Raw genomic sequence first — 19,787 nt, forward strand, 5'->3', positions numbered from 1 at the left:
CTTGATTAAAATCAAGCCCTTGGTTATTGGTTGTAAAAATACCTTTGAGCGTTTTTATGGATAATTTTTAAAATCATTTGCTAAAAATCACCATTTTATTGTATAATTACAAATCCAACCATTCCTTATGGTTTGGTTGGCACCGCTTAAGATTGAAGGGTCACCTCCCCCTCCTTTCCCTTTATCTTGGCGGTTGTTTTTTAACTCCTTGTTTTTAACCGCTTGATTACGATTTTAAGATTTTGTTCAACTAAGCTTGATTTTTAGGTAAAAGCCTAAGGTATGCGATCTCGCTAGGGGCTAAAAACCTTAAAGGAATCCCCCAATACCCTGCCCCACTGCTCACATAGATTTGAGTGGTGGGGCTGTGCTTGTATAAACCATGTAAATAGGTTTGCGCCAACTTGACTAAAAGGCTAAAGGGAAAGATTTGCCCTGCATGGGTATGCCCTGAAAGCACTAAATCCACAGAGTGGCTTTCTTTGAGGCTTCTAATTTGTTTAGGCTGGTGGGCTAAAAGGATCGTGGGCTTACTCTCATTGCGCTTTTTTAACGCCTCATCAATATCAGGGGCAAAATTTTGACGCTTTCGTGCGAAATAATCATACACACCGCACAAATTGATCCCCCCTAAATGCACGCATTCATTCCCTAAAATCGTCATATCAAGCGTGTCAAGAAACGATAAAATCGGCTCTATGCCATGATAATACTCATGGTTTCCTGGCACATAAAAAGTGCCATGCGTGCTTTTAAGGTTGTTTAAAGGCAGTAAAAAAGATTTGACTTTTTCAATGTTTTCATCCACTAAATCCCCCCCAATCAGCACCATATCCACTTCTTTTTGATTGACTTCTTCTACAATGTAATCAACAAAATCTTTTTGCAACAAACTCCCCACATGCATGTCTGTGAGTAAAATAATCTTTAATTCTTTATCCAGCTTGTCTAAATAAATAGGGGTTTCTTTGATTTTAGGGCGGGCCAACCCTTCATAAAAGCCGCGCCAAAAATACCCTAATAACGCCAGATAAAACCCCAATTTTAAAAAGTTTTTTAAACTTTTACGCCTTGAATATAAAAAATCTATTTTTTCTATAGAGTAGGAAAACCCGTAAAAACTTAAAGAAAGGATAAAAACAATAAAAGATACAAACGAACACGCCGAAGTCAAAACAAACAAATGGCTAGGCATGGTATTTCTATAAAAAGCAAAAGCCGCCTCGCCTATGCTCAAAAGGATAAAAAACCCTAAATAAGCGTATTGAGAGATTTTCTTTAAGGTTAAAAACGATTTCAACATCCTGAAAGAACTATAATTCAAAAGACACAAAACCAATAAAAACGCTATGGAGATCAGCATACCACCCTTTTATTATCATAAAGTGTTCTGTCATTCTATCATATTAACGCTAATACACCCTTTAGGTTTCATCGTGCTATTTCCTTTTTTATCAGTCTCAATCCACACAGAAAGAGAAAAGTATCCCTCCCTTTATAAAAGAGTGTGAGTTTGGATATTGAGTTTGGATATAATAATAAAAAATGCGCTTAAAACCATGAAAAAGGAGATGCGATGCAATTAGACGAAGATTTAGAATTCGCTAAAAAAGTCTTTAACCCTAACAGAGCGTTTGCCAAGCAAGCCAGGATTAAAAACATGTGCGAATATAAGGATTTAGTGCATGAAGCCAATGAAGATTACGAACATTTTTGGGGCGAGTTAGCCAAGCAAAAACTCACATGGTTTAAACCTTTTGATAAGGTTTTAAACAGCGATAACGCCCCTTTTTTCAAATGGTTTGAAAACGGCAAAATCAATGTTTCTTACAATTGCATAGACAGACATTTAAAAGACAAAAAAAATAAAGTAGCGATTATTTTTGAAGGGGAAATGGGGGATTATAATGTCATCACTTACAGAAAACTCCACTCTGAAGTCAATAAAACAGCCAACCTTTTAAAAAACGAATTCAATGTCAAAAAAGGCGATAGGGTCATTATCTATATGCCCATGATTGTAGAAAGCGTTTATATGATGCTCGCATGCGCTAGGATTGGAGCGATCCATAGCATCGTTTTTGCTGGGTTTAGCCCTGAAGCCTTGAGGGATAGGATCAACGACGCTCAAGCTAAATTAGTTATCACAGCGGACGGGACTTTTAGAAAAGGCAAACCCTACATGCTCAAGCCAGCCCTTGACAAGGCTCTAGAAAATAACGCCTGCCCTAGCGTGGAAAAAGCACTCATTGTGATACGAAACGCCAGAGAGATTGACTATGTGAGAGGGCGCGATTTCGTCTATAATGAAATGGTCAATTACCAATCCGATAAATGCGAACCTGAAATGATGGACTCTGAAGATCCTTTATTCTTGCTCTATACAAGCGGATCAACCGGGAAACCTAAAGGCGTTCAACACAGCAGTGCGGGGTATTTGCTATGGGCGCAAATGACGATGGAGTGGGTTTTTGATATTAGAGATAACGATAATTTTTGGTGCACCGCCGATATTGGCTGGATCACAGGGCACACTTATGTAGTTTATGGACCTTTAGCTTGCGGGGCAACGACTTTGATACTAGAAGGCACGATGTCTTATCCGGATTATGGGAGATGGTGGAGGATGATAGAAGAATACCGCGTGGATAAATTCTACACTTCCCCCACCGCTATAAGAATGCTGCATGCTAAAGGCGAAAACGAACCCTTAAAGTATAATTTAGAATCGCTCAAAGTTTTAGGAACGGTGGGAGAGCCCATTAACCCTACGGCATGGAAATGGTTTTATGAAAAAATCGGCAACTCAAAATGCAGTATCGTGGATACTTGGTGGCAGACAGAAACAGGCGGGCATATCATCAGCCCTTTACCGGGAGCTACGCCTATAAGGGCCAGCTGCGCGACTTTACCTTTGCCTGGAATCCATGCAGAAGTTTTAAACGAAGACGGCACCAAAACAAAGCCCGGAGAGCAAGGGTTTTTATGCATCACTAAGCCATGGCCTTCTATGGTAAGAAACATTTGGGGCGATGAAAAACGATACATTGATAGTTATTTTTCTCAGATCAAGTTGAATGGGGAATATGTCTATCTCTCTGGAGATGGCGCTATCGTGGATGAAAACGGATACATCACTATTATTGGGCGCACAGATGATATTGTGAATGTGAGTGGGCATAGGATTGGCACGGCTGAAGTGGAGAGCGCTATTTCTAAACATGAAATGGTGGTTGAATGCGCGGTAGTGGGTATCCCTGATACGATTAAAGGAGAGGGCTTGTTTGCGTTTGTGGTGCTGTGCGATGGGGCTAAATGCAATCTTGGCGAGAGTTTAGAATTGTTAAAAGAAATGAATCATATCTTATCCGTTGAAATTGGAAAGATCGCTAAATTAGACAATGTCATGTATGTGCCGGGTTTACCTAAAACCAGAAGCGGGAAAATCATGAGAAGGCTTTTAAAATCCATCGCCAAAAAAGAGCCCATCACTCAAGATTTAAGCACACTAGAAGATGTGAATGTGGTCAAAGAAATAATGAGTATCGTTCAAATGGAAGAGTGAAATCTAAAAAATGCTTTTTGGCGTTTTTTAGCCAAATAATGAGAGTCCAATTTCAATCAAGCGGTAATTTCTCATAAAGCGTAAGAACGCCTACCGCTTCGCGTTATTTCACCATTCAAAAAGCGTTTTAACTTTCTTTAAATCTTTATATTCCACGCTTTTGATAGCGTGATTCTCTAATTCAAAATCCACGCTCAAATCGTTAGCGTCTTTAAGGACGGCTTGAAAGCTTTCTTTATTGATGAGTTTGACTTCCACTTTTTCGCCTAAAGAAAGCTTGAAGTGTTTGGGGGCTTTAAGCGTTCTTTCTAATCCCATGGAGCTCACTTCCAAAATATAAGCGTCTTGAATAAAATCGCACACATCTAATAAGGGCGAAATCACCTCGCTCACTTGCTGGCAAATATCCAAACTAACCGATCCATTAGGGTTTTTAAGGCTCACCCTTAAAACATGCTGCTCATTTTCTTTAACCAAACTCACATCATAAAGCAAATAACCCAAACTTTCAATCACGCCCTCTATTTTCTCTTCTATTCTTTTAGTCATTATCTTTCCCTTTAGCGATTTCATTGAATATGGCGTCTAGGCGGAGCTGCTTTTCTAAACTATCATCTAAAACAAAACTGAGTTTTGGGCATTTAAACCACCCGCTCGCTTGCAAAACAAATTGCCTGATAAGACCCTCAGCTTTTTTCAATTTAGAAAGGATTTTATGATCTGGTGAAAGCACAAACACCAAAGCGTGGTGCTTCCCTTTAGAGCATTCCACTTTAGTAACGCTTAAAGAATTCAACTCGCCATCGTTCAAACTCGCTAAAGCTTCTTGTAATAATTCTAAAAGATTGGATTCTAAGCGTTCTTTATGAGCGTTCATTAGAGGGTTCTTTTTTTATGGATTTCTTTATAGGTTTCAAACACATCGCCCACTTTAATCTCATTATAATTGTCTAGCATGATCCCGCACTCATAGCCCTTAGAAACTTCTTTCACATCGTCTTTAAAGCGTTTCAAAGAAAGGATTTCGCCGGTATGAACCACCACGCCATCTCTAATCAAACGCGCCTTAATGCCACGAGCGATCACCCCATCGCTCACCACACACCCGGCTATCGTGCCAACTTTAGGGATATTAAAGGTTTCTCTCACTTCCGCTTGTCCGGTATGCTCTTCTTCAATAATAGGACTCATCAAGCCTAATAACAGCGAACGCATTTCTTCAATCAAAGCATAAATCACCGTGTAAGTTTTAATGCTCACATTGTATTCTTTAGCCTTATTTTTCACATTGCCGGTAGGGCGGATATTAAAGCCTAAAATCACGGCATGCTCACTGCTAGAAACCAGGCTCAAATCATTCTCAGTAATGCCCCCCACCCCTGAGTGGATCACTTGGATCGCCACTTCTTCGTTATTAAGCTCTAACAAGCTGTTTTTAATGGCTTCTAAGCTTCCTTGCGTATCCGCTTTAATGACTACAGGAATATTTTTTAATTCCTTATTAGCGACCATTTCTGAAAGCTCATCAAAAGACACTTTAGTGCTTTTACTCAACGCTTTTTGGCGTAAATAAGTCGCCCTCTTTTGAGCTTGCAAGCGTGCGATAGAATCGTTTTCTACCCCTATTAAAACAGATCCTGCAGGAGGCACTTCGCTCAAGCCTGTGATGAGAGCCACCATAGAGGGTTTTAAATTTTGAATGCTCTTGCCTTGATCGTCAGTCATCGTTCTTACTTTACCAAACGCCGTTTCAGCAAAAAAACTATCCCCCACGCTCAAAGTCCCGCTTTGGACAATCACCGTGGCTACTGCCCCACGCCCTTTTTCCACGCTTCCTTCTAAAACAACCGCTCTAGCGTTGCCCTCTTCTATGGCTTTTAATTCCATAATATCCGCTTGGATAAGAATGGTTTCTAATAAATTGTCAATACCATCGCCCGTTTTAGCCGAAACAGGGATAAATTCATATTCTCCGCCCCAATCCACAGGGTTGTAGCCAAGCTCAGCGCATTCAGCTTTGAGCTTATCCGGATTCACATTAGGCTTATCCATTTTATTCATCGCAAAAATCACAGGCACATTAGCGGCCTTTGCATGCTCTAACGCTTCAATAGTCTGCTGCTTCACGCCATCATCAGCCGCTATCACAATCACTGCAATATCTGTAACTTGAGCCCCACGATTACGCATCTGGCTAAAGGCTTCATGCCCTGGGGTGTCAATGAAAGACACCCACTTATCATTTTTTTCTACCATGTAAGCGCCAATGTGCTGAGTGATCCCCCCAGCTTCCGTGTGAGCGACTCTTTTATCACGGATTTTATCTAGTAGTGAAGTTTTACCATGATCAACATGCCCCATGATAGTCACCACAGGCGGGCGCTCTTTTTTCACCCCCTCTAGCACTTCTTCTACTTCAAATTCTTCTAAAGTGTTTTGAACAGAAATTTCTAAATGGAACTCTTCGGCTAAAATTTCTATGCTATCCTTATCCAAAAAGTCGTTTTTAGTTACCATAAGCCCTAAATTAAAGAGGGTTTTAATCACATCAGCCAGATTCAAATTCGCTTTTTGCGCGAATTCATAGACGCGCACTTCTTCAGGGATTGCAATCGCGCTTTGGATCACTTTTTGGCTGTTATCGTTACGGAATGCGCGTTTTTTCTTGGATTGCCGTTTGATCCCGCTTTCATTCATCCAAGGGTTTTTCCTTTGGACACGCACCCTGTCGTTGATATTTTGGCGGATTTCTTTTTCTTCTTCTTCCTTATTGAGATTATCTTGTTCATGCAAATCAAACAATAAGATTTCATCGGTTTCATCATCATAAATATCATTGCCCTTAAAATCCCTCGCATCGCTAAAATCAATTTTATGGGATTTGTTGTTTTTGGCTGTGGGGGTGGGTTTGGGCTTACTGGGTTTTTTGGCTTTTTTAGCCTCTTGTTTGTCTTTTTCTTGCCATTCTTTTTTAATGTCTTCAAAAATAGCCGCCGCGCTTTGAGTGGGTTTTTTGCTTTCTGTTACGCCGTTTTCAATTTCATTTTCAGTTTCATCATTGCGTTTAATCACCCTAAAACCGGTGCGTCTTTTAATGTTTTCATGGCGTTTGATCTCTTGCTCTTGCTTTTTAACTTCGCTGATTTCTTTTTTAGCGTTGTTAGTGTTATTGGTGCTGTTAGCGTTGTTAGTGTTGCTTTGGGTGAGCTTGTTTAGGGCTTCTCGGCTTTTTTGGATTTCTTGGAGTTTTTGCTTGGCTTTTTCTATTTGAGAGTGGCTAACCGCTTTAGGGGTGTTTTCTACAGGAGGCGTTTGGTTTTCAAAAGTGTTGACAATCTCTATTCCTTTCTTTTTGATAATAGGCGCAGGAGCTTCTTTTTTCTTTTCTTTAGTTTTCTTGGGCTTTGGCTGGCTTTTTGTTTCTTCTTTTTTAGGCGTTTTGGAAGCCTTTTTAGCAAGTGGCTTAGGCGTTGCGGCTATCTTCAAATCGTCTTTATTGTCTTGTTCAGGATTCTTAGCGGGTTGATTAGCTTGTATTTGTTCTTTAATGCCATCCACAATATATTTGTATAGCTTGCCGGCTTGCTCTGGGGTCATTTTAGAATTTGTCTTAAGCTCTAAACCAATATCTTTGGCTTGCTCGATCACGTTTTTAAGCTCTTTTTGGGTCTTGCCAAGCTCGGTTACAAATTTTTTTAAATCAACCATATCACTCATGCTATGCTTCTCTCCTTAATCCAATTAATAATATTTTTGGTATCTTTTGGGGCGTTCTTTATTTTTGAAACCGCTTTCAACAACTTTTTTTCTCCATTTTTCAAACAATTTCCACACACATAAAAACTACGGCCTGTGCCATCAAATTCCATGATTTGATTGTCAAAGCTTTTCAAACGCAACAAATCCTTTTGAGGTTGGCGCATTCTGCACGCCACACACATGCGGATTTTAATTTCAGTCTTTCTCAATAAGGACTCCATCATTATCAAAATCTAAAACCGCTACCCTAAATTTAGGGAATTTCTTGCTCAAAACCTGCTTTAATTTAGGGGCGTCCTCTTTATAACACATGTTAAAAAACGACGAACCGCTCCCTGAAAGCGTGCTCATTAAGGCGTTATTTTCTAAAGCGAGCTTTTGGATCGCAAACAACACGGGATAAGTTTGCATGCGCTTATACTGATGCATCCTGTCTTTAGAGCAACAACGCAACAAGTCCCACTTCCCCTGCACAATCGCCATCGTCATCAAACTCGCATGCGAAAGGTTAAACACGCTTTCTTGCACGCTGTAACGCTTGGGCAAGAGATGGCGCGATTGCTTGGTGGAAATGGCCCTATTAGGGATCACCATCACCGCTTTTAAAAAAGAAGGGATTTTGGTTTTTAAACTTATCACTTTCTTTTTTTCCACAAACGCTGCATTATACCCCCCAAAGACCGCTGGGGTGATATTATCCGGGTGGTTTTCATAAATTAGAGCGGTATTAAGAATATTTTCTCTATCAAAATCAAACCCTAAAAACGCAAACGCTGAAGCGACCGCCCCCACAATCATCGCCGAGCTAGACCCCATGCCCCTTGTAATAGGGACTTTATTATGCAATAAAAACTTAAACGATCCGTCATTCCCATGCTTTTTTAAAATCTCATAAAACACTTTAGTGAAAATATTGTTGGTTAAAAACTTAGGGATCCCTTCACCCTCCCCAACCAATTTCACCGCATGAAAACTGCTAGGCTCAATAAAAAAACGATTGCGTAAATTCAAACTCAAACCCAAGCAATCAAAACCGGGGCCTAAATTCGCACTCGTTGCAGGAACACTCACTACCAAATTTTAAACCCCTATTGTTGATACCCTTTCATTTTTAAAACTAGCATTATACACTAAATAGGAGGCAAAATGTAAAACGGCGTGTTCAATTGGGTGAATTTGTCTTTCTCTAAAAAAGAGGGCAACTTGAAATCTTTTGGCAAAATTTTCAAATCTTTAAAATCGCTCAAGCTTTCCCTTTCTTTTGAAACAAAGTATTTATTGGCATACGCCAAAATGGGTGTGTTGTCGTTAAAATCAAAGCCTGTGGTGGAATAGAGTTCAAAGTCATGGATTAAAGCCAAAGTGTGTAAGAAAACATGCGTGAGTTTTAAGCTAGTGAAACTCCCTGGCCCTTTAGCGTAATAAACCCCTTTAATCGCCGGTAAAGTAGGGTTTTTAAAATCTTTGAATAATTGTGAAAAAACTTCCACTAAAGCTTCGCTTGTTTTTGATTTAGAAGTGTAAGAAGTGCATAAAAAATTGTTTTGATACACCCCAAGCAAAACCCCCTCGCCTAAAGAGATAAGTGCTAAATCCAATTCCAAAAAACAAACCCTAATTTAGGATTAAGCGAAAGCCTTTTGCAACGCAAATTCTTTAGCCGGATCCGTAGCGATCAAAACTTCGTAATTTTTAGCGTCCGCTAAAATGGCTTTAACCAACATGGAATTGAGCTTATGACTCCCTGAAAAAGAAGTGTATTTGCCCATCACAGGCATGCCTAAAACCATTAGATCCCCCATAGCGTCTAAAATCTTGTGGCACACAAATTCCTTTTCGCATCTCAAACCCTCTTTATTCAAGATGCTGTTTTCATCCAGCACGATGCAATTATTCAAGCTCCCCCCTTTAGCCAAACCAATGGATCGCAAGTAATTCACTTCTTGCAAAAACCCAAAGGTTCGGGCTTTAGCGACTTGCTCTTTATAGGCGGTTTTACTAAAGACAAAATGGTGGGCTTGCTTAGCGATAACCGGATGGTTAAAATCAATCGTGAAATTCAAAGAAAGTTGGCTGTCTGGCTCAATTTTAACAAATTTATCGCCCTCTCTAATCTCAACGGCCTGCTTGATTTCCATCACTTTTTTAGGAGCGTCTAATTCTTTAATCCCTGCTTCATCTAAAAGCATGCAATAAGTCAAAGCACTCCCATCCATGATAGGGATTTCTTCGTTATCCACAGAGATCTTAAGATTGTCAATACCATACGCATGGATAGCTGAAAGCAAATGCTCAATCGTAGAAATTCTAGCGTTATCTTTACCCAACACGGTTGCCATTTTGGTATCCACGATGTTTTCAGGTTTTAAGGGAAGCTTCACGCCCAAATCAGAGCGGTAAAAAACAATGCCTTGATTTTCTCCTAAAGGCTCTAAAACAAGCTTCACAGGAACGCCCTTGTGCAAGCCTATCCCTACTAATTCCACAGAGTGGTTAATGGTTGTTTGTTTCATAATACTTCCTTTATGTCTAGTATATCGTCATTTTTAGTGATTATTTTAATATTTTTATTTACCAAAAGCCGTTCAATCTCTTTTAAAGAGAAAATTTTATTTTGAAAAACGATTTGAGCGCTCTTGACTTCTTTTAAAATCAAGCACTCTCCAAAGCACACAATCGCCCCTTCGCAAACCCCATAAACCGACACACAGCCCTCTGAAATAATCTTCGCTCCATTGTGGATATTACCCAAAAAAATAAGATGATTAGCGCTATAAATCTCTTCCCCACTCCTGATGTGGCGCTCATAAATCGTTGTTTTAGGTTCTATTTTAGAATGATTGGGTTTTGGATGATCGGTTTCTTCTTTTAAAGACATGGTTTTGATATAACGCCCGTTTAAAGCGCGATTCGTTTCTAAAAACAAAAGCTGGTGTTTATGCAAAACGGCTTTGACTTCTGGTTCAATATTGTATTTAAATATAATGAGAAAATATTGCAAAAGGGCGTGGTTTTTTTCTAAAAATTCCATGACCGCTTCAGGCTCTTGCTTTTCAATTTCAAACGCATGCACATTTTTTTGATTGGTTTTTAACATGACTATCCTTTCATTAAAAGCCGTTTGGCTTGCTCTATGGGGGTGATGATATTGGTTTTTATCCATTGCTCATTAAGCCATTCATTGGGCCGGACAAAAACCCCTTGCAAAAGCATCCCTAAATGCAACCCACTCCCTAATTTCAAACCACTACTCCCCATGTTTCCATCATCTTTTAAATGCGCCAAAAAAACGCACAAACCTAACCCATAGCAATTGATTAAACTATTACCATAAAAATCCAACTCCCCCTTAAAAACCCTCTCCACCAATGGATCAAACGCTAAGGATAAATCCTTATTGGGTATCAAATCCACCCCTAAATGCGAAAATTTAAACAACACCTGATTGTCCTTTAAAAACCGCCGATTTTCTAAAAAATTGCTTACCATTTTAAAAGGCCCATTCAAGGGTTTTAGCGCTTGAAAATGGGAAAAATCCTTATAAAAATCCCCTTGCTCTAAAGCGATCTTTTGGATTTTTTCTAAATCTTTTAAGCGCGCGTTAGAAAATCTTTCTAATAAAGTTTGCTCAGTGTGATTTTGAAATTTTTCTTGCTTTGCAATCTTGTCTTTTAAGGCGCTTAAGTCTATATCTTTTTCCCTCACATGATGGGTTTTTCGTTTGAGTAATAAAGGGGTGGTATTAGAGTTATAAGCTTTATCTTTAGCGACAATGAACGCCTTAAAATCCTTATTTTTATAAGACCAAGGCACTAGAGCGATAAAGACATTACGCTGTTTGAATTCTACAAGCCTGAAAGCTTTAAAATCCTTTTTTTTGACGCGCACAAACGCTTGAGACAAATTCTTATCCAAAGCTTCAAAGACAACTACCGCGCTCCCTCCATAAGCGATGCTTGGGGAACGAGATAAAATCGCAATTGAGGGTTTTATCGTATCAATGCACACTTCTTGTTTGAAAGACGCCTTATTGCCATTGAAAAAATTAGCATAGCTCCAATCATTAGCTTGAATTTCATACAAAAGGCACTTGTCTTCTAACCCCATGATTTCAGGCCTAATTAAAGGCACTTCTAAAGACTTGGGTTTATCCAATACCAGATTTTCTTTTTCGTATAAGATCAAATTATCTTGCGTGGTTACTTTTAGTTCATAGCGTTTGATGCCCTTTGGGGCTGCTATTTTAATCTTAATGGGTTTTTTTAGATCCCAAAAAAGCGCTTCATTATTGTCATTGAGCGCATCCTCTTTGCTATTCAAACTAAAACTTAAAGCTTTGGTTTTTGTGATTAAAGCGTTAAAAATCAAATAACCCCCTAAAATCAAAACGACTAACGCTAAAATTTTAAACCTCAACTCCAAAATCAAGCCTTAAAAAATGAACGCATAATTCACTAATAAAAAACTGGATCGCTTGAACTGGTTGTTAGCCGAAATCAACAATCGTTCATCATCTTCTTTATTTTGATAAACCGCTCCCTCTTCCACTCCCATTCTCAAATAGCTAATCGGTAATTTGGTGCCAATCTCTAAGCGGTGTTTCCTATAAAGCGTTAAACTCACGCCCACATTAAAAGTGTAATCCACTTCAATCAAAGATTTCCATAAAAAATTAGGGCTTGAATAGCCCCCCACTACCAAATTCCTCCCGTTTTGATTAGGCTTGTCTTGATAGAGCATAAGCCCTATCCCAAAACCCGCATAAACGCCTAAAAAATGCTTTTTAGTTTTAAAATCTAAAGGCATATCAAACAATAAATCGGTATTGACAGCCCCTAAAACATAAATAAACGAGCCTACAGGCTGCTTGATTACATTCTCTTTTAACACCCCTCCCCCAAGCAATAAATCCCCATAAAATCGTGTCCCAAAATAAGGCACAAAGTATTTTTGATACCCGAATTTAACGCTAATCATAGAAACAGGAGCGTTAATATTGATATTGTTTTTAAACACGCTAGGGGCATTCGCGCCATATTTGTCTAACATCTCCCCTTGATAAGAAAGATTAAATCCCCCATAAGCATACCCACCCCCTAAAAAAACCCCACTCTTATCATCGGCTATGGAAAAAGATTTGAGTAATTTGTTTCTTTTCTTTGAAGAAATCTTTGGGTAAGTTCGCTCTAAATATTCTTCTTCAAACTTATCCTTATCCATCTCTTTGGGTGAAACCCCTTTTTCGGTGAGCTGTTGCTTTAAATGGTTTATTTTTTCGTCTAATTGTTGGTTTTCTTCTTCTAAATTGTCATAATCTGTCGCTTGAAGTCCTATAATGAGCGCGATATAAATCAAACCATATTTAAATTTCAACATTTTAGCCTTTACAATAAATAGTTGTAACTAATATAATAAATATTAGTGCTTTTAAAATAATATAAAAAAGTTTGCGAAGTTTCTTTTAAGGGAGGCATTTTTAAGGCTAATTCAAAGCGGTGTTTGAGGTTAAGCGTCATGCTCACCCCTAAATTTAACACTAATCCAAAAGCGTTAGGCTGTGAATACCCTTTAATCTCTTTTAAATTTTGATACATCCCATTCCACCCCACTCCAACGCCTCCAAATATCCCTAACGCAAACCTTTTTTCTTTGTCAATAGGCTTATCCATCAATAGATCAATATTCAAGCTTGCGGTTTGATAAGAGGCTAAAGAATCGCTTTTAAACCCTTTCATCGCTCCTCCTAAATACTCCCCATAAAAGCGTAAGGCGCTAATCCCGTTAGCAAAATACTTTTGATACCCGCTCCTTAAGCCATACAACAAAGGAGAAGCTTGAATATTGCTTAAAGGTTCAAACTTCTCATAAGAATGAGTGCTAACCCCTATATCGCCAAGGATTACGCCTATAAAAAAACCGCTCTTATTTTTAGCCATTTGTTGGAATAAGATGGCTTCATTTTTTTCATGCAATTCCCCTTTGAGCATGTAAAGCTGGCGTTTTTTCTTATGGATTTCTTCAAGCAGGCTTTTTTCATCAATATTCTTTTTAGCTTCCTTATTTTCTTCAAACTCTAGCGTTTGGGCGCGTTTTTCTTCCAAAAGAATGGGAGCGTCTTTAGGGGTGTTTTCTTCAGTCGTGTTCGTTTTAGTCATGTTTTCTTTGGTGATATTTTCTTCAGCGCGCAAGCTTAAAATAAAACCAAAGCATAAAATGAGATTTCTTATTTTTTTAGAACACATATTGATACCCAATGCTTGCTATAGCTCCCCACCAAGTCTCTTTTGAAGAATTAGATTGCAAAAAAGGGAAATTATTCAAAATTTTAAATTCAAATTCAATGCGGTTTTTTTCTAATACCGTTAGAGCCAATCCTGCGTTAAAAGACATCCCCCATTCCGCCGTATAATTCACCCCATGCGCTACAACCCCCAAGCCTAAACCCATATACCCCCCCATATAAAGGTATTTCCCCACGAAAGGCAAAGGAAAATCCAATAAAAAATCCCCATTCAGCATAACCGATTGAAACCCCACGCTCCCAAAGCCCGCTTTCTTAGGAGCCCCTCCATAATATTGGATATAGATGCGTCTGCCAATGATGTTTGGCTTGACCAAGCGCGCAAAAAACGACGGCCTGAAAGTTTGATAGCCAAAACGCAAGCCATAAGCGAACAAATAATTTAAAATATTCCCGGTGATACTGGAACTATTGGTTCTAACCATGATTTCATGATTGTAAAAAAACCCGGTATTGATCCCTAAAATAAGCCCGCTTTTAGCGTTCGCCCTTTTTAAGTCTCTGATCAATTCCTCAACTTCTTTGTCTTCATAGGCTTTATAATACTTGATATACTTGTAGTATTTCGGGTCTAAGGTATCATAATCAAGCGCATTCAATCCTGCATAAAACCCCATTAAAGACCATAAAATAACATGTTTTTTAAGACCCAAAATCGCCAAATCCCTTGAATTGTTTGTTAAAAGTTTCTTTCAATTATACTAAAATAATTAAAATGACCGGTTAAAATGGAGTAAAATTTTTACCCACCCCAATAAAGTCATGCTACAATGCCACTATATTTAACACTTAGGATTTTTAATGAGCATGCAAACCGCCCCAATTAAAAAAACCACTCTCAACCACCTCCAAGCTAAAAAAAATCACGAAAAAATCATTGCCATTACCGCTTATGACGCGCTATTCGCTCAAATATTTGATCCGCTAGTGGATGTGATTTTAGTGGGCGATAGTTTGAATATGAGTTTTTTCAACCAAAACGACACTTTAAGCGCGAGTGTGGGAATGATGCTCTATCACACCAAAGCCGTGTGCGCAGGCGCTAAGACTCCTTTTATCATCACAGACATGCCCTTTGGAAGCTATAAAGATGAAAAAACAGCCCTAAAAAACGCCATCAGAGTTTATAAAGAAACCCAAGCGAGCGCGATCAAACTAGAGGGGGGGAAAGAAAAAGCAAAGCTCATTAAAACGCTCACTGATGAGGGCGTTATCGTGGTAGGGCACATCGGCTTAATGCCTCAATTCGTGCGTCTTGATGGAGGCTATAAGATTAAGGGCAAAAATGAAGAGCAGCAAAAAAAGCTTTTAGAAGACGCCTTGAGTTTAGAAGAAGCTGGGGTGGGTTTGTTGGTTTTAGAGGGTATAACTACCCCTATTGCTCAAAAAATCACGCAAAAAATCAAAATCCCCACAATCGGCATAGGGAGCGGCAAGGATTGCGACGGGCAGATTTTAGTGTGGAGCGATATGTTAGGCTTTTTTGATAGCTTTAAACCTAAATTCGTGCGAGAATACCTTAAGGGGAAAGAATTGATTCAAAACGCTATCAAGCAATACGCTGATGATGTGAAAAAGGGAAACTTCCCTAACGAGTTAGAAAGTTACCATTAAATGAAAGAACGGATAGTCAATTTAGAAACTTTGGATTTTGAAACTTCTCAAGAAGTGAGTTTGCGCCCTAATCTTTGGGAAGATTTTATCGGTCAAGAAAAGATTAAAAGCAATTTGCAAATTTCTATTTGTGCGGCTAAAAAACGCCAAGAAAGTTTGGATCACATGCTCTTTTTTGGCCCGCCCGGTTTGGGTAAAACTTCAATCAGTCATATTATCGCTAAAGAAATGGAAACCAATATCAAAATCACCGCCGCTCCCATGATAGAAAAAAGCGGTGATTTAGCCGCCATTTTGACTAATTTGCAAGCTAAAGACATTCTTTTTATTGATGAAATCCACCGGCTCAGCCCAGCGATTGAAGAGGTTTTATACCCGGCTATGGAAGATTTTAGATTGGATATTATCATAGGCTCAGGCCCAGCCGCTCAAACCATTAAGATTGATTTACCCCCTTTCACCCTCATCGGCGCTACCACTAGAGCTGGAATGCTCTCTAACCCCTTAAGAGACAGATTTGGCATGAGTTTTAGAATGCAATTTTATAGCCCTAGCGAACTGGCCCTTATCATCAAAAAAGCCGCCACTAAACTCAACCAAGACATCAAAGAAGAAAGCGCTGATGAAATCGCTAAAAGGAGTAGAGGCACGCCAAGGATCGCTTTAAGGCTTTTAAAAAGGGTACGCGATTTTGCGTTAGTCAAAAATTCAAGCTTGATGGATTTAAACATCACTTTGCATGCTTTGAATGAATTGGGCGTGAATGAATTGGGCTTTGATGAAGCGGATTTAGCGTATTTATCTTTGTTGGCTAACGCTCAAGGAAGGCCGGTGGGTTTGAACACAATTGCAGCGTCTATGAGGGAAGATGAAGGCACGATTGAAGACGTGATTGAGCCTTTTTTACTCGCTAATGGTTATTTAGAGCGCACCGCTAAAGGCAGAATCGCCACGCCTAAAACCCATGCGCTTTTAAAAATCCCCACTTTAAAGTCTCAAACTTTATTTTAATCTTGTTTAGAAAGAAAATTACACTACAATAACGATAAAATTTTAAAGGGTGTAAAAGTAGATCATTATGTTTGGCATGGGCTTTTTTGAAATCCTTGTGGTGTTGGTTGTAGCGATTATTTTTTTAGGGCCAGAAAAATTCCCCCAAGCTGTCGTGGATATAGTGAAGTTTTTTCGCGCGGTTAAAAAAACGCTCAATGACGCTAAGGACACTTTAGATAAAGAAATCAATATTGAAGAAATCAAAAAAGAAACTCTAGAGTATCAAAAACTCTTTGAAAATAAAGTGGAGAGTCTTAAAGGCGTTAAGATTGAAGAATTAGAAGACGCTAAAATAACTGCAGAAAATGAGATTAAAAGCATTCAGGATTTGATGCAAGATTACAAACAAAGCCTAGAAAACAACGCACCCCCTAACCATTTAAATGAAGAAGTTTCCAATGAAGAAGCTTTAAACGAAAAGGTTTCAAGCGATGAATCTCTTAAAGAAGTCCAATTAGCAACCGATAACAACGCCAAAGAACACGACAAAGAAAAAGAACATGTTTGAAGATTTAAAACCGCATTTACAGGAATTAAGAAAGCGTTTGATGATTTCTGTAGGAACGATTTTAGTGGCGTTTTTGGGGTGTTTTCATTTTTGGAAAAATATTTTTGAATTTGTTAAAAATTCTTATAAAGGCACGCTCATTCAGCTCTCCCCTATTGAAGGGGTCATGGTAGCGGTTAAAATCAGTTTTTCAGCCGCTATCGTCATTTCCATGCCCATTATTTTTTGGCAATTGTGGCTCTTTATCGCTCCAGGGCTTTATAAGAATGAAAAAAAAGTGATTTTGCCTTTTGTGTTTTTTGGGAGCGGCATGTTTTTAATGGGGGCGGCGTTTTCTTATTATGTGGTGTTCCCTTTCATCATTGAATACTTGGCCACTTTTGGGAGCGATGTGTTTGCGGCTAATATTTCTGCGTCCAGTTATGTGAGCTTTTTCACGCGCTTGATTTTAGGCTTTGGCGTGGCGTTTGAATTGCCTGTTTTGGCGTATTTTTTAGCTAAAGTGGGCTTGATTACTGATGCGAGCTTGAAAGCGTATTTCAAATACGCTATTGTAGTGATTTTTATTGTAGCAGCCATTATCACTCCTCCTGATGTGGTGAGTCAAATCTTTATGGCGTTGCCTTTAGTGGGGCTTTATGGGCTTTCTATTTTAATCGCCAAAATGGTCAATCCGGCTCCCAAAGACAACGAAGAATATAGCGAAAATGACACCAAAGAGAATACAAAGAGCGAGTCGTAGTTGAAAGAATTTGATTTAGAAAGCTATGATTACCACTTGCCTAAGGAATTGATCGCCAACTACCCCATTTTGCCCAAAGAAAAGGCTAAGTTACTCGTCTATGAAAGGCGTTCGCAAACAATCACGCACACCACTTTTGAGCATGTTTTAGACTTTTTCCCTAAAAACGCCCTTATTGTGTTGAACGACACTAAAGTGATGAAGGCCAGGCTTTTTGGATCTAAGCATGCCTTTTTGCCATCAAAAACAACCGAAGTGTTTTTCCACCGCTTTTTTAAAGACAATAGTGCTTTAACTCAAATCAAGGGCAAGATCAAAGTGGGGGATAAAATCTTTTTTGATGCAAATTATCACGCTGAAGTTTTGGAATTACTCCATAACGGCCAACGCTTGATCGCTTTTTATGACCATAAAACCCCCTTAAATCAAGAAAATATCTTAAAACTTTTAGAGCAATACGGGCATATGCCCTTACCCCCTTATATTAAAAGAGCCGATGAAAGTTTGGATGCGCATGAATACCAGAGCGTGTTCGCTAAACACACCGGTGCGGTGGCTGCCCCTACAGCATCATTGCATTTTTCTCAAAATACCTTAGAAAAATTATTGAAAGATTTCAAGCACGCTTTTTTGACCTTGCATGTGGGGGCTGGGACTTTTCTTAGCGTAGAAACTAAAGATATTAGAGAGCATCAAATCCATACAGAAGTTTTACGCATTCCTAAAAAAAGTCAAGAAATTTTGCAAGAATCCCGAGAGATTTTATGCATCGGCACGACCGCTTTAAGGAGCGTGGAATACTTCAAGCGTTTAGAAAACCCTAATCAAGAGGCGTTTGAATGCGATATATTCTTGCATCTTGCTAATCCTATTTTGCATGTCAATTATTTGCTCACTAATTTCCATTTGCCCAAATCTAGCCTTTTAATGCTTGTGAGTGCGATGATAGGTTTAGAAAAAACCAAAGAAATCTACAAAATAGCCATAGAAAAGAAGTATCGTTTTTATTCTTATGGCGATGGGATGCTGATTTTATGAACCCCTTATTGCAAGATTATGCGCGCATCCTTTTAGAATGGAATCAAACGCACAACTTGAGCGGCGCAAAAAATTTAAACGAATTAGAACCCCAGATCACAGACGCTCTAAAACCTTTAGAATTTGTCAAAGATTTTAAAAGCTGCTTGGATATTGGGAGCGGGGCGGGACTTCCTGCTATCCCTTTAGCCCTTGAAAAACCGGAAACACAATTCATTCTTTTAGAGCCAAGAATAAAAAGAGCGGCTTTTTTAAACTACCTTAAAAGCGTTTTGCCTTTAAAAAACATTGAAATCATTAAAAAGCGTTTAGAAGATTATCAAAATCTTTTACAAGTGGATTTAATCACTTCTAGAGCGGTCGCTAGCTCTTCTTTTTTGATAGAAAAAAGCCAACGCTTCCTAAAAGATAAGGGGTATTTTTTATTCTATAAAGGCGAGCAGTTAAAAGATGAAATCGCTTGTAAAGACAATGAATGCTTTATGCATCAAAAACGAGTTTATTTTTACAAATCAAAGGAAAGTTTATGTTAAGAATTTTAATCCCCCTACTCATTATTGTATGGATTTTATGGCGTTTGTTTTTGAGGCAAAAACCCCACAAAGACGACCCCAAAGACAACCACTCTTACACGCAACAAACCCCCAAAGAATTAGAAGATCACATGATTGTATGCTCTAAATGCCAAACCTATGTCTCTAGCAAAGACGCTATTTATAGCGGAGCAGTGGCGTATTGCAGTGAAACTTGTTTGAAGGATAAGAGATAAAAATGCTTATTTTAGGACACCCTTTAATCCCTAGCGATCGTTTTATTTTCATTAAAAACACCGATGCTATTCATTCTAGCACCAATAACGATATAGTGTGTTTTGAAGCGCACCCAAAAAATTTGGAATTAGCTAAGTATTGCTGTGAAAATAGCGTCCATTTTAGCGTGATCTTTTTATCGCACAAGATAGAGACGGACACCTTTTTTTTATTCAACGCTTTCAAACCGCTCTATTGTATTTTTAAGGATATTAAGCAAGCCATACTCGCCCAACAACACGCCACTAATTACTTGTTAGATAGCAAAATCTTGTTTTCTATGGATTTTAACGATACAGAGTCATGGGAAATTTGCGCTAAAAATCAAATAGATGGCGTCATTTCTAAAGATTCACTCCTTTTGAAATAAGCCCTTTTTAAACAAATCTTAGTTATAA

22 protein-coding genes are annotated in these 19,787 nt (G+C 38.7%); 9 read left to right on the forward strand and 13 right to left on the reverse strand.

Annotated features, from left to right (window positions below; all coding sequences use genetic code 11):
- Positions 1–250: 250 nt before the first annotated feature.
- Positions 251–1,363 carry a metallophosphoesterase gene (locus tag IC572_RS00260; RefSeq protein ID WP_187854668.1) on the reverse strand — a complete coding sequence of 371 codons (1,113 nt, stop codon included), beginning with the start codon at positions 1,361–1,363 and terminating at the stop codon, positions 251–253.
- Positions 1,364–1,576: 213 nt separating this feature from the next.
- Here IC572_RS00260 and acs point away from each other — a divergent pair, with 213 nt between their 5' ends.
- Positions 1,577–3,565 (forward strand): acetate--CoA ligase, encoded by a 1,989-nt coding sequence (gene acs / locus IC572_RS00265; protein WP_187854669.1) that lies wholly within the window; start codon positions 1,577–1,579, stop codon positions 3,563–3,565.
- Between the two features lie 108 nt (positions 3,566–3,673).
- Here the strand turns inward: acs and IC572_RS00270 are convergent, their stop codons facing one another.
- From IC572_RS00270 to IC572_RS00325, 12 genes are read right to left on the reverse strand one after another with little or no spacing between them, the layout of a single operon-like run.
- Positions 3,674–4,114, reverse strand: coding sequence for a ribosome maturation factor RimP (locus tag IC572_RS00270; RefSeq protein ID WP_187854670.1), 441 nt, complete (start codon positions 4,112–4,114; stop codon positions 3,674–3,676).
- Positions 4,107–4,442, reverse strand: coding sequence for a 30S ribosome-binding factor RbfA (gene rbfA, locus IC572_RS00275; protein ID WP_127943467.1), 336 nt, complete (start codon positions 4,440–4,442; stop codon positions 4,107–4,109). The genes IC572_RS00270 and rbfA overlap by 8 nt, the downstream gene beginning before the upstream one ends.
- Entirely contained in the window at positions 4,442–7,282 is a 2,841-nt protein-coding gene (gene infB, locus IC572_RS00280; RefSeq protein WP_187854671.1) for a translation initiation factor IF-2, read from the reverse strand. Before infB ends, rbfA begins: the two co-directional genes overlap by 1 nt.
- On the reverse strand, positions 7,279–7,533 hold the full coding sequence (locus tag IC572_RS00285) for a DUF448 domain-containing protein (protein ID WP_001232486.1): 255 nt from the start codon (positions 7,531–7,533) through the stop codon (positions 7,279–7,281). The genes infB and IC572_RS00285 overlap by 4 nt, the downstream gene beginning before the upstream one ends.
- Positions 7,520–8,401, reverse strand: coding sequence for a homoserine kinase (gene thrB / locus IC572_RS00290; protein ID WP_187854672.1), 882 nt, complete (start codon positions 8,399–8,401; stop codon positions 7,520–7,522). Before thrB ends, IC572_RS00285 begins: the two co-directional genes overlap by 14 nt.
- A 53-nt stretch (positions 8,402–8,454) precedes the next feature.
- Positions 8,455–8,928 (reverse strand): tRNA threonylcarbamoyladenosine biosynthesis protein TsaB, encoded by a 474-nt coding sequence (locus tag IC572_RS00295; RefSeq protein ID WP_187854673.1) that lies wholly within the window; start codon positions 8,926–8,928, stop codon positions 8,455–8,457.
- Between the two features lie 21 nt (positions 8,929–8,949).
- Positions 8,950–9,837, reverse strand: a complete 888-nt coding sequence (lpxC, locus tag IC572_RS00300; RefSeq protein ID WP_024369001.1) for a UDP-3-O-acyl-N-acetylglucosamine deacetylase — start codon at positions 9,835–9,837, stop codon at positions 8,950–8,952.
- Entirely contained in the window at positions 9,834–10,421 is a 588-nt protein-coding gene (gene minC / locus IC572_RS00305) for a septum site-determining protein MinC (RefSeq protein WP_187854674.1), read from the reverse strand. The genes lpxC and minC overlap by 4 nt, the downstream gene beginning before the upstream one ends.
- 2 nt (positions 10,422–10,423) lie before the next feature.
- Positions 10,424–11,746 carry a M23 family metallopeptidase gene (locus tag IC572_RS00310; RefSeq protein ID WP_187854675.1) on the reverse strand — a complete coding sequence of 441 codons (1,323 nt, stop codon included), beginning with the start codon at positions 11,744–11,746 and terminating at the stop codon, positions 10,424–10,426.
- 9 nt (positions 11,747–11,755) lie between these two features.
- The gene (locus IC572_RS00315) at positions 11,756–12,700 is read right to left on the reverse strand and encodes an outer membrane beta-barrel protein (RefSeq protein ID WP_187854676.1); all 945 of its coding nucleotides are present in this window, start codon (positions 12,698–12,700) and stop codon (positions 11,756–11,758) included.
- A gap of 8 nt (positions 12,701–12,708) precedes the next feature.
- The gene (locus IC572_RS00320; protein WP_187854677.1) at positions 12,709–13,566 is read right to left on the reverse strand and encodes an outer membrane beta-barrel protein; all 858 of its coding nucleotides are present in this window, start codon (positions 13,564–13,566) and stop codon (positions 12,709–12,711) included.
- Positions 13,556–14,278 carry a hypothetical protein gene (locus IC572_RS00325; protein ID WP_000523302.1) on the reverse strand — a complete coding sequence of 241 codons (723 nt, stop codon included), beginning with the start codon at positions 14,276–14,278 and terminating at the stop codon, positions 13,556–13,558. The genes IC572_RS00320 and IC572_RS00325 overlap by 11 nt, the downstream gene beginning before the upstream one ends.
- Before the next feature lie 148 nt (positions 14,279–14,426).
- On the opposite strand from IC572_RS00325, the gene panB reads away from it, so the two are divergent.
- The 8 genes from panB (at position 14,427) to IC572_RS00365 (ending at position 19,759) form a co-directional block, all read left to right on the forward strand.
- Positions 14,427–15,239 carry a 3-methyl-2-oxobutanoate hydroxymethyltransferase gene (panB, locus tag IC572_RS00330; RefSeq protein ID WP_187854678.1) on the forward strand — a complete coding sequence of 271 codons (813 nt, stop codon included), beginning with the start codon at positions 14,427–14,429 and terminating at the stop codon, positions 15,237–15,239.
- A complete protein-coding gene (ruvB, locus tag IC572_RS00335; RefSeq protein WP_097715616.1) occupies positions 15,240–16,250 on the forward strand; it encodes a Holliday junction branch migration DNA helicase RuvB in 1,011 nt (336 codons plus the stop codon).
- A 67-nt stretch (positions 16,251–16,317) separates the two neighbouring features.
- On the forward strand, positions 16,318–16,800 hold the full coding sequence (gene tatB / locus IC572_RS00340; RefSeq protein ID WP_187854679.1) for a Sec-independent protein translocase protein TatB: 483 nt from the start codon (positions 16,318–16,320) through the stop codon (positions 16,798–16,800).
- Positions 16,793–17,542, forward strand: coding sequence for a twin-arginine translocase subunit TatC (gene tatC / locus IC572_RS00345; protein WP_187854680.1), 750 nt, complete (start codon positions 16,793–16,795; stop codon positions 17,540–17,542). Before tatB ends, tatC begins: the two co-directional genes overlap by 8 nt.
- The gene (queA, locus tag IC572_RS00350; protein ID WP_187854681.1) at positions 17,543–18,580 is read left to right on the forward strand and encodes a tRNA preQ1(34) S-adenosylmethionine ribosyltransferase-isomerase QueA; all 1,038 of its coding nucleotides are present in this window, start codon (positions 17,543–17,545) and stop codon (positions 18,578–18,580) included.
- The gene (rsmG, locus tag IC572_RS00355) at positions 18,577–19,113 is read left to right on the forward strand and encodes a 16S rRNA (guanine(527)-N(7))-methyltransferase RsmG (protein ID WP_187854682.1); all 537 of its coding nucleotides are present in this window, start codon (positions 18,577–18,579) and stop codon (positions 19,111–19,113) included. The genes queA and rsmG overlap by 4 nt, the downstream gene beginning before the upstream one ends.
- Positions 19,107–19,349 carry a PP0621 family protein gene (locus tag IC572_RS00360; RefSeq protein WP_000944365.1) on the forward strand — a complete coding sequence of 81 codons (243 nt, stop codon included), beginning with the start codon at positions 19,107–19,109 and terminating at the stop codon, positions 19,347–19,349. The genes rsmG and IC572_RS00360 overlap by 7 nt, the downstream gene beginning before the upstream one ends.
- A gap of 2 nt (positions 19,350–19,351) precedes the next feature.
- Positions 19,352–19,759 (forward strand): hypothetical protein, encoded by a 408-nt coding sequence (locus IC572_RS00365; protein ID WP_187854683.1) that lies wholly within the window; start codon positions 19,352–19,354, stop codon positions 19,757–19,759.
- Positions 19,760–19,787 lie beyond the last annotated feature (28 nt).

It is taken from the genome of Helicobacter pylori (genome assembly GCF_014496485.1).
GTDB lineage: Bacteria > Campylobacterota > Campylobacteria > Campylobacterales > Helicobacteraceae > Helicobacter > Helicobacter pylori_DD.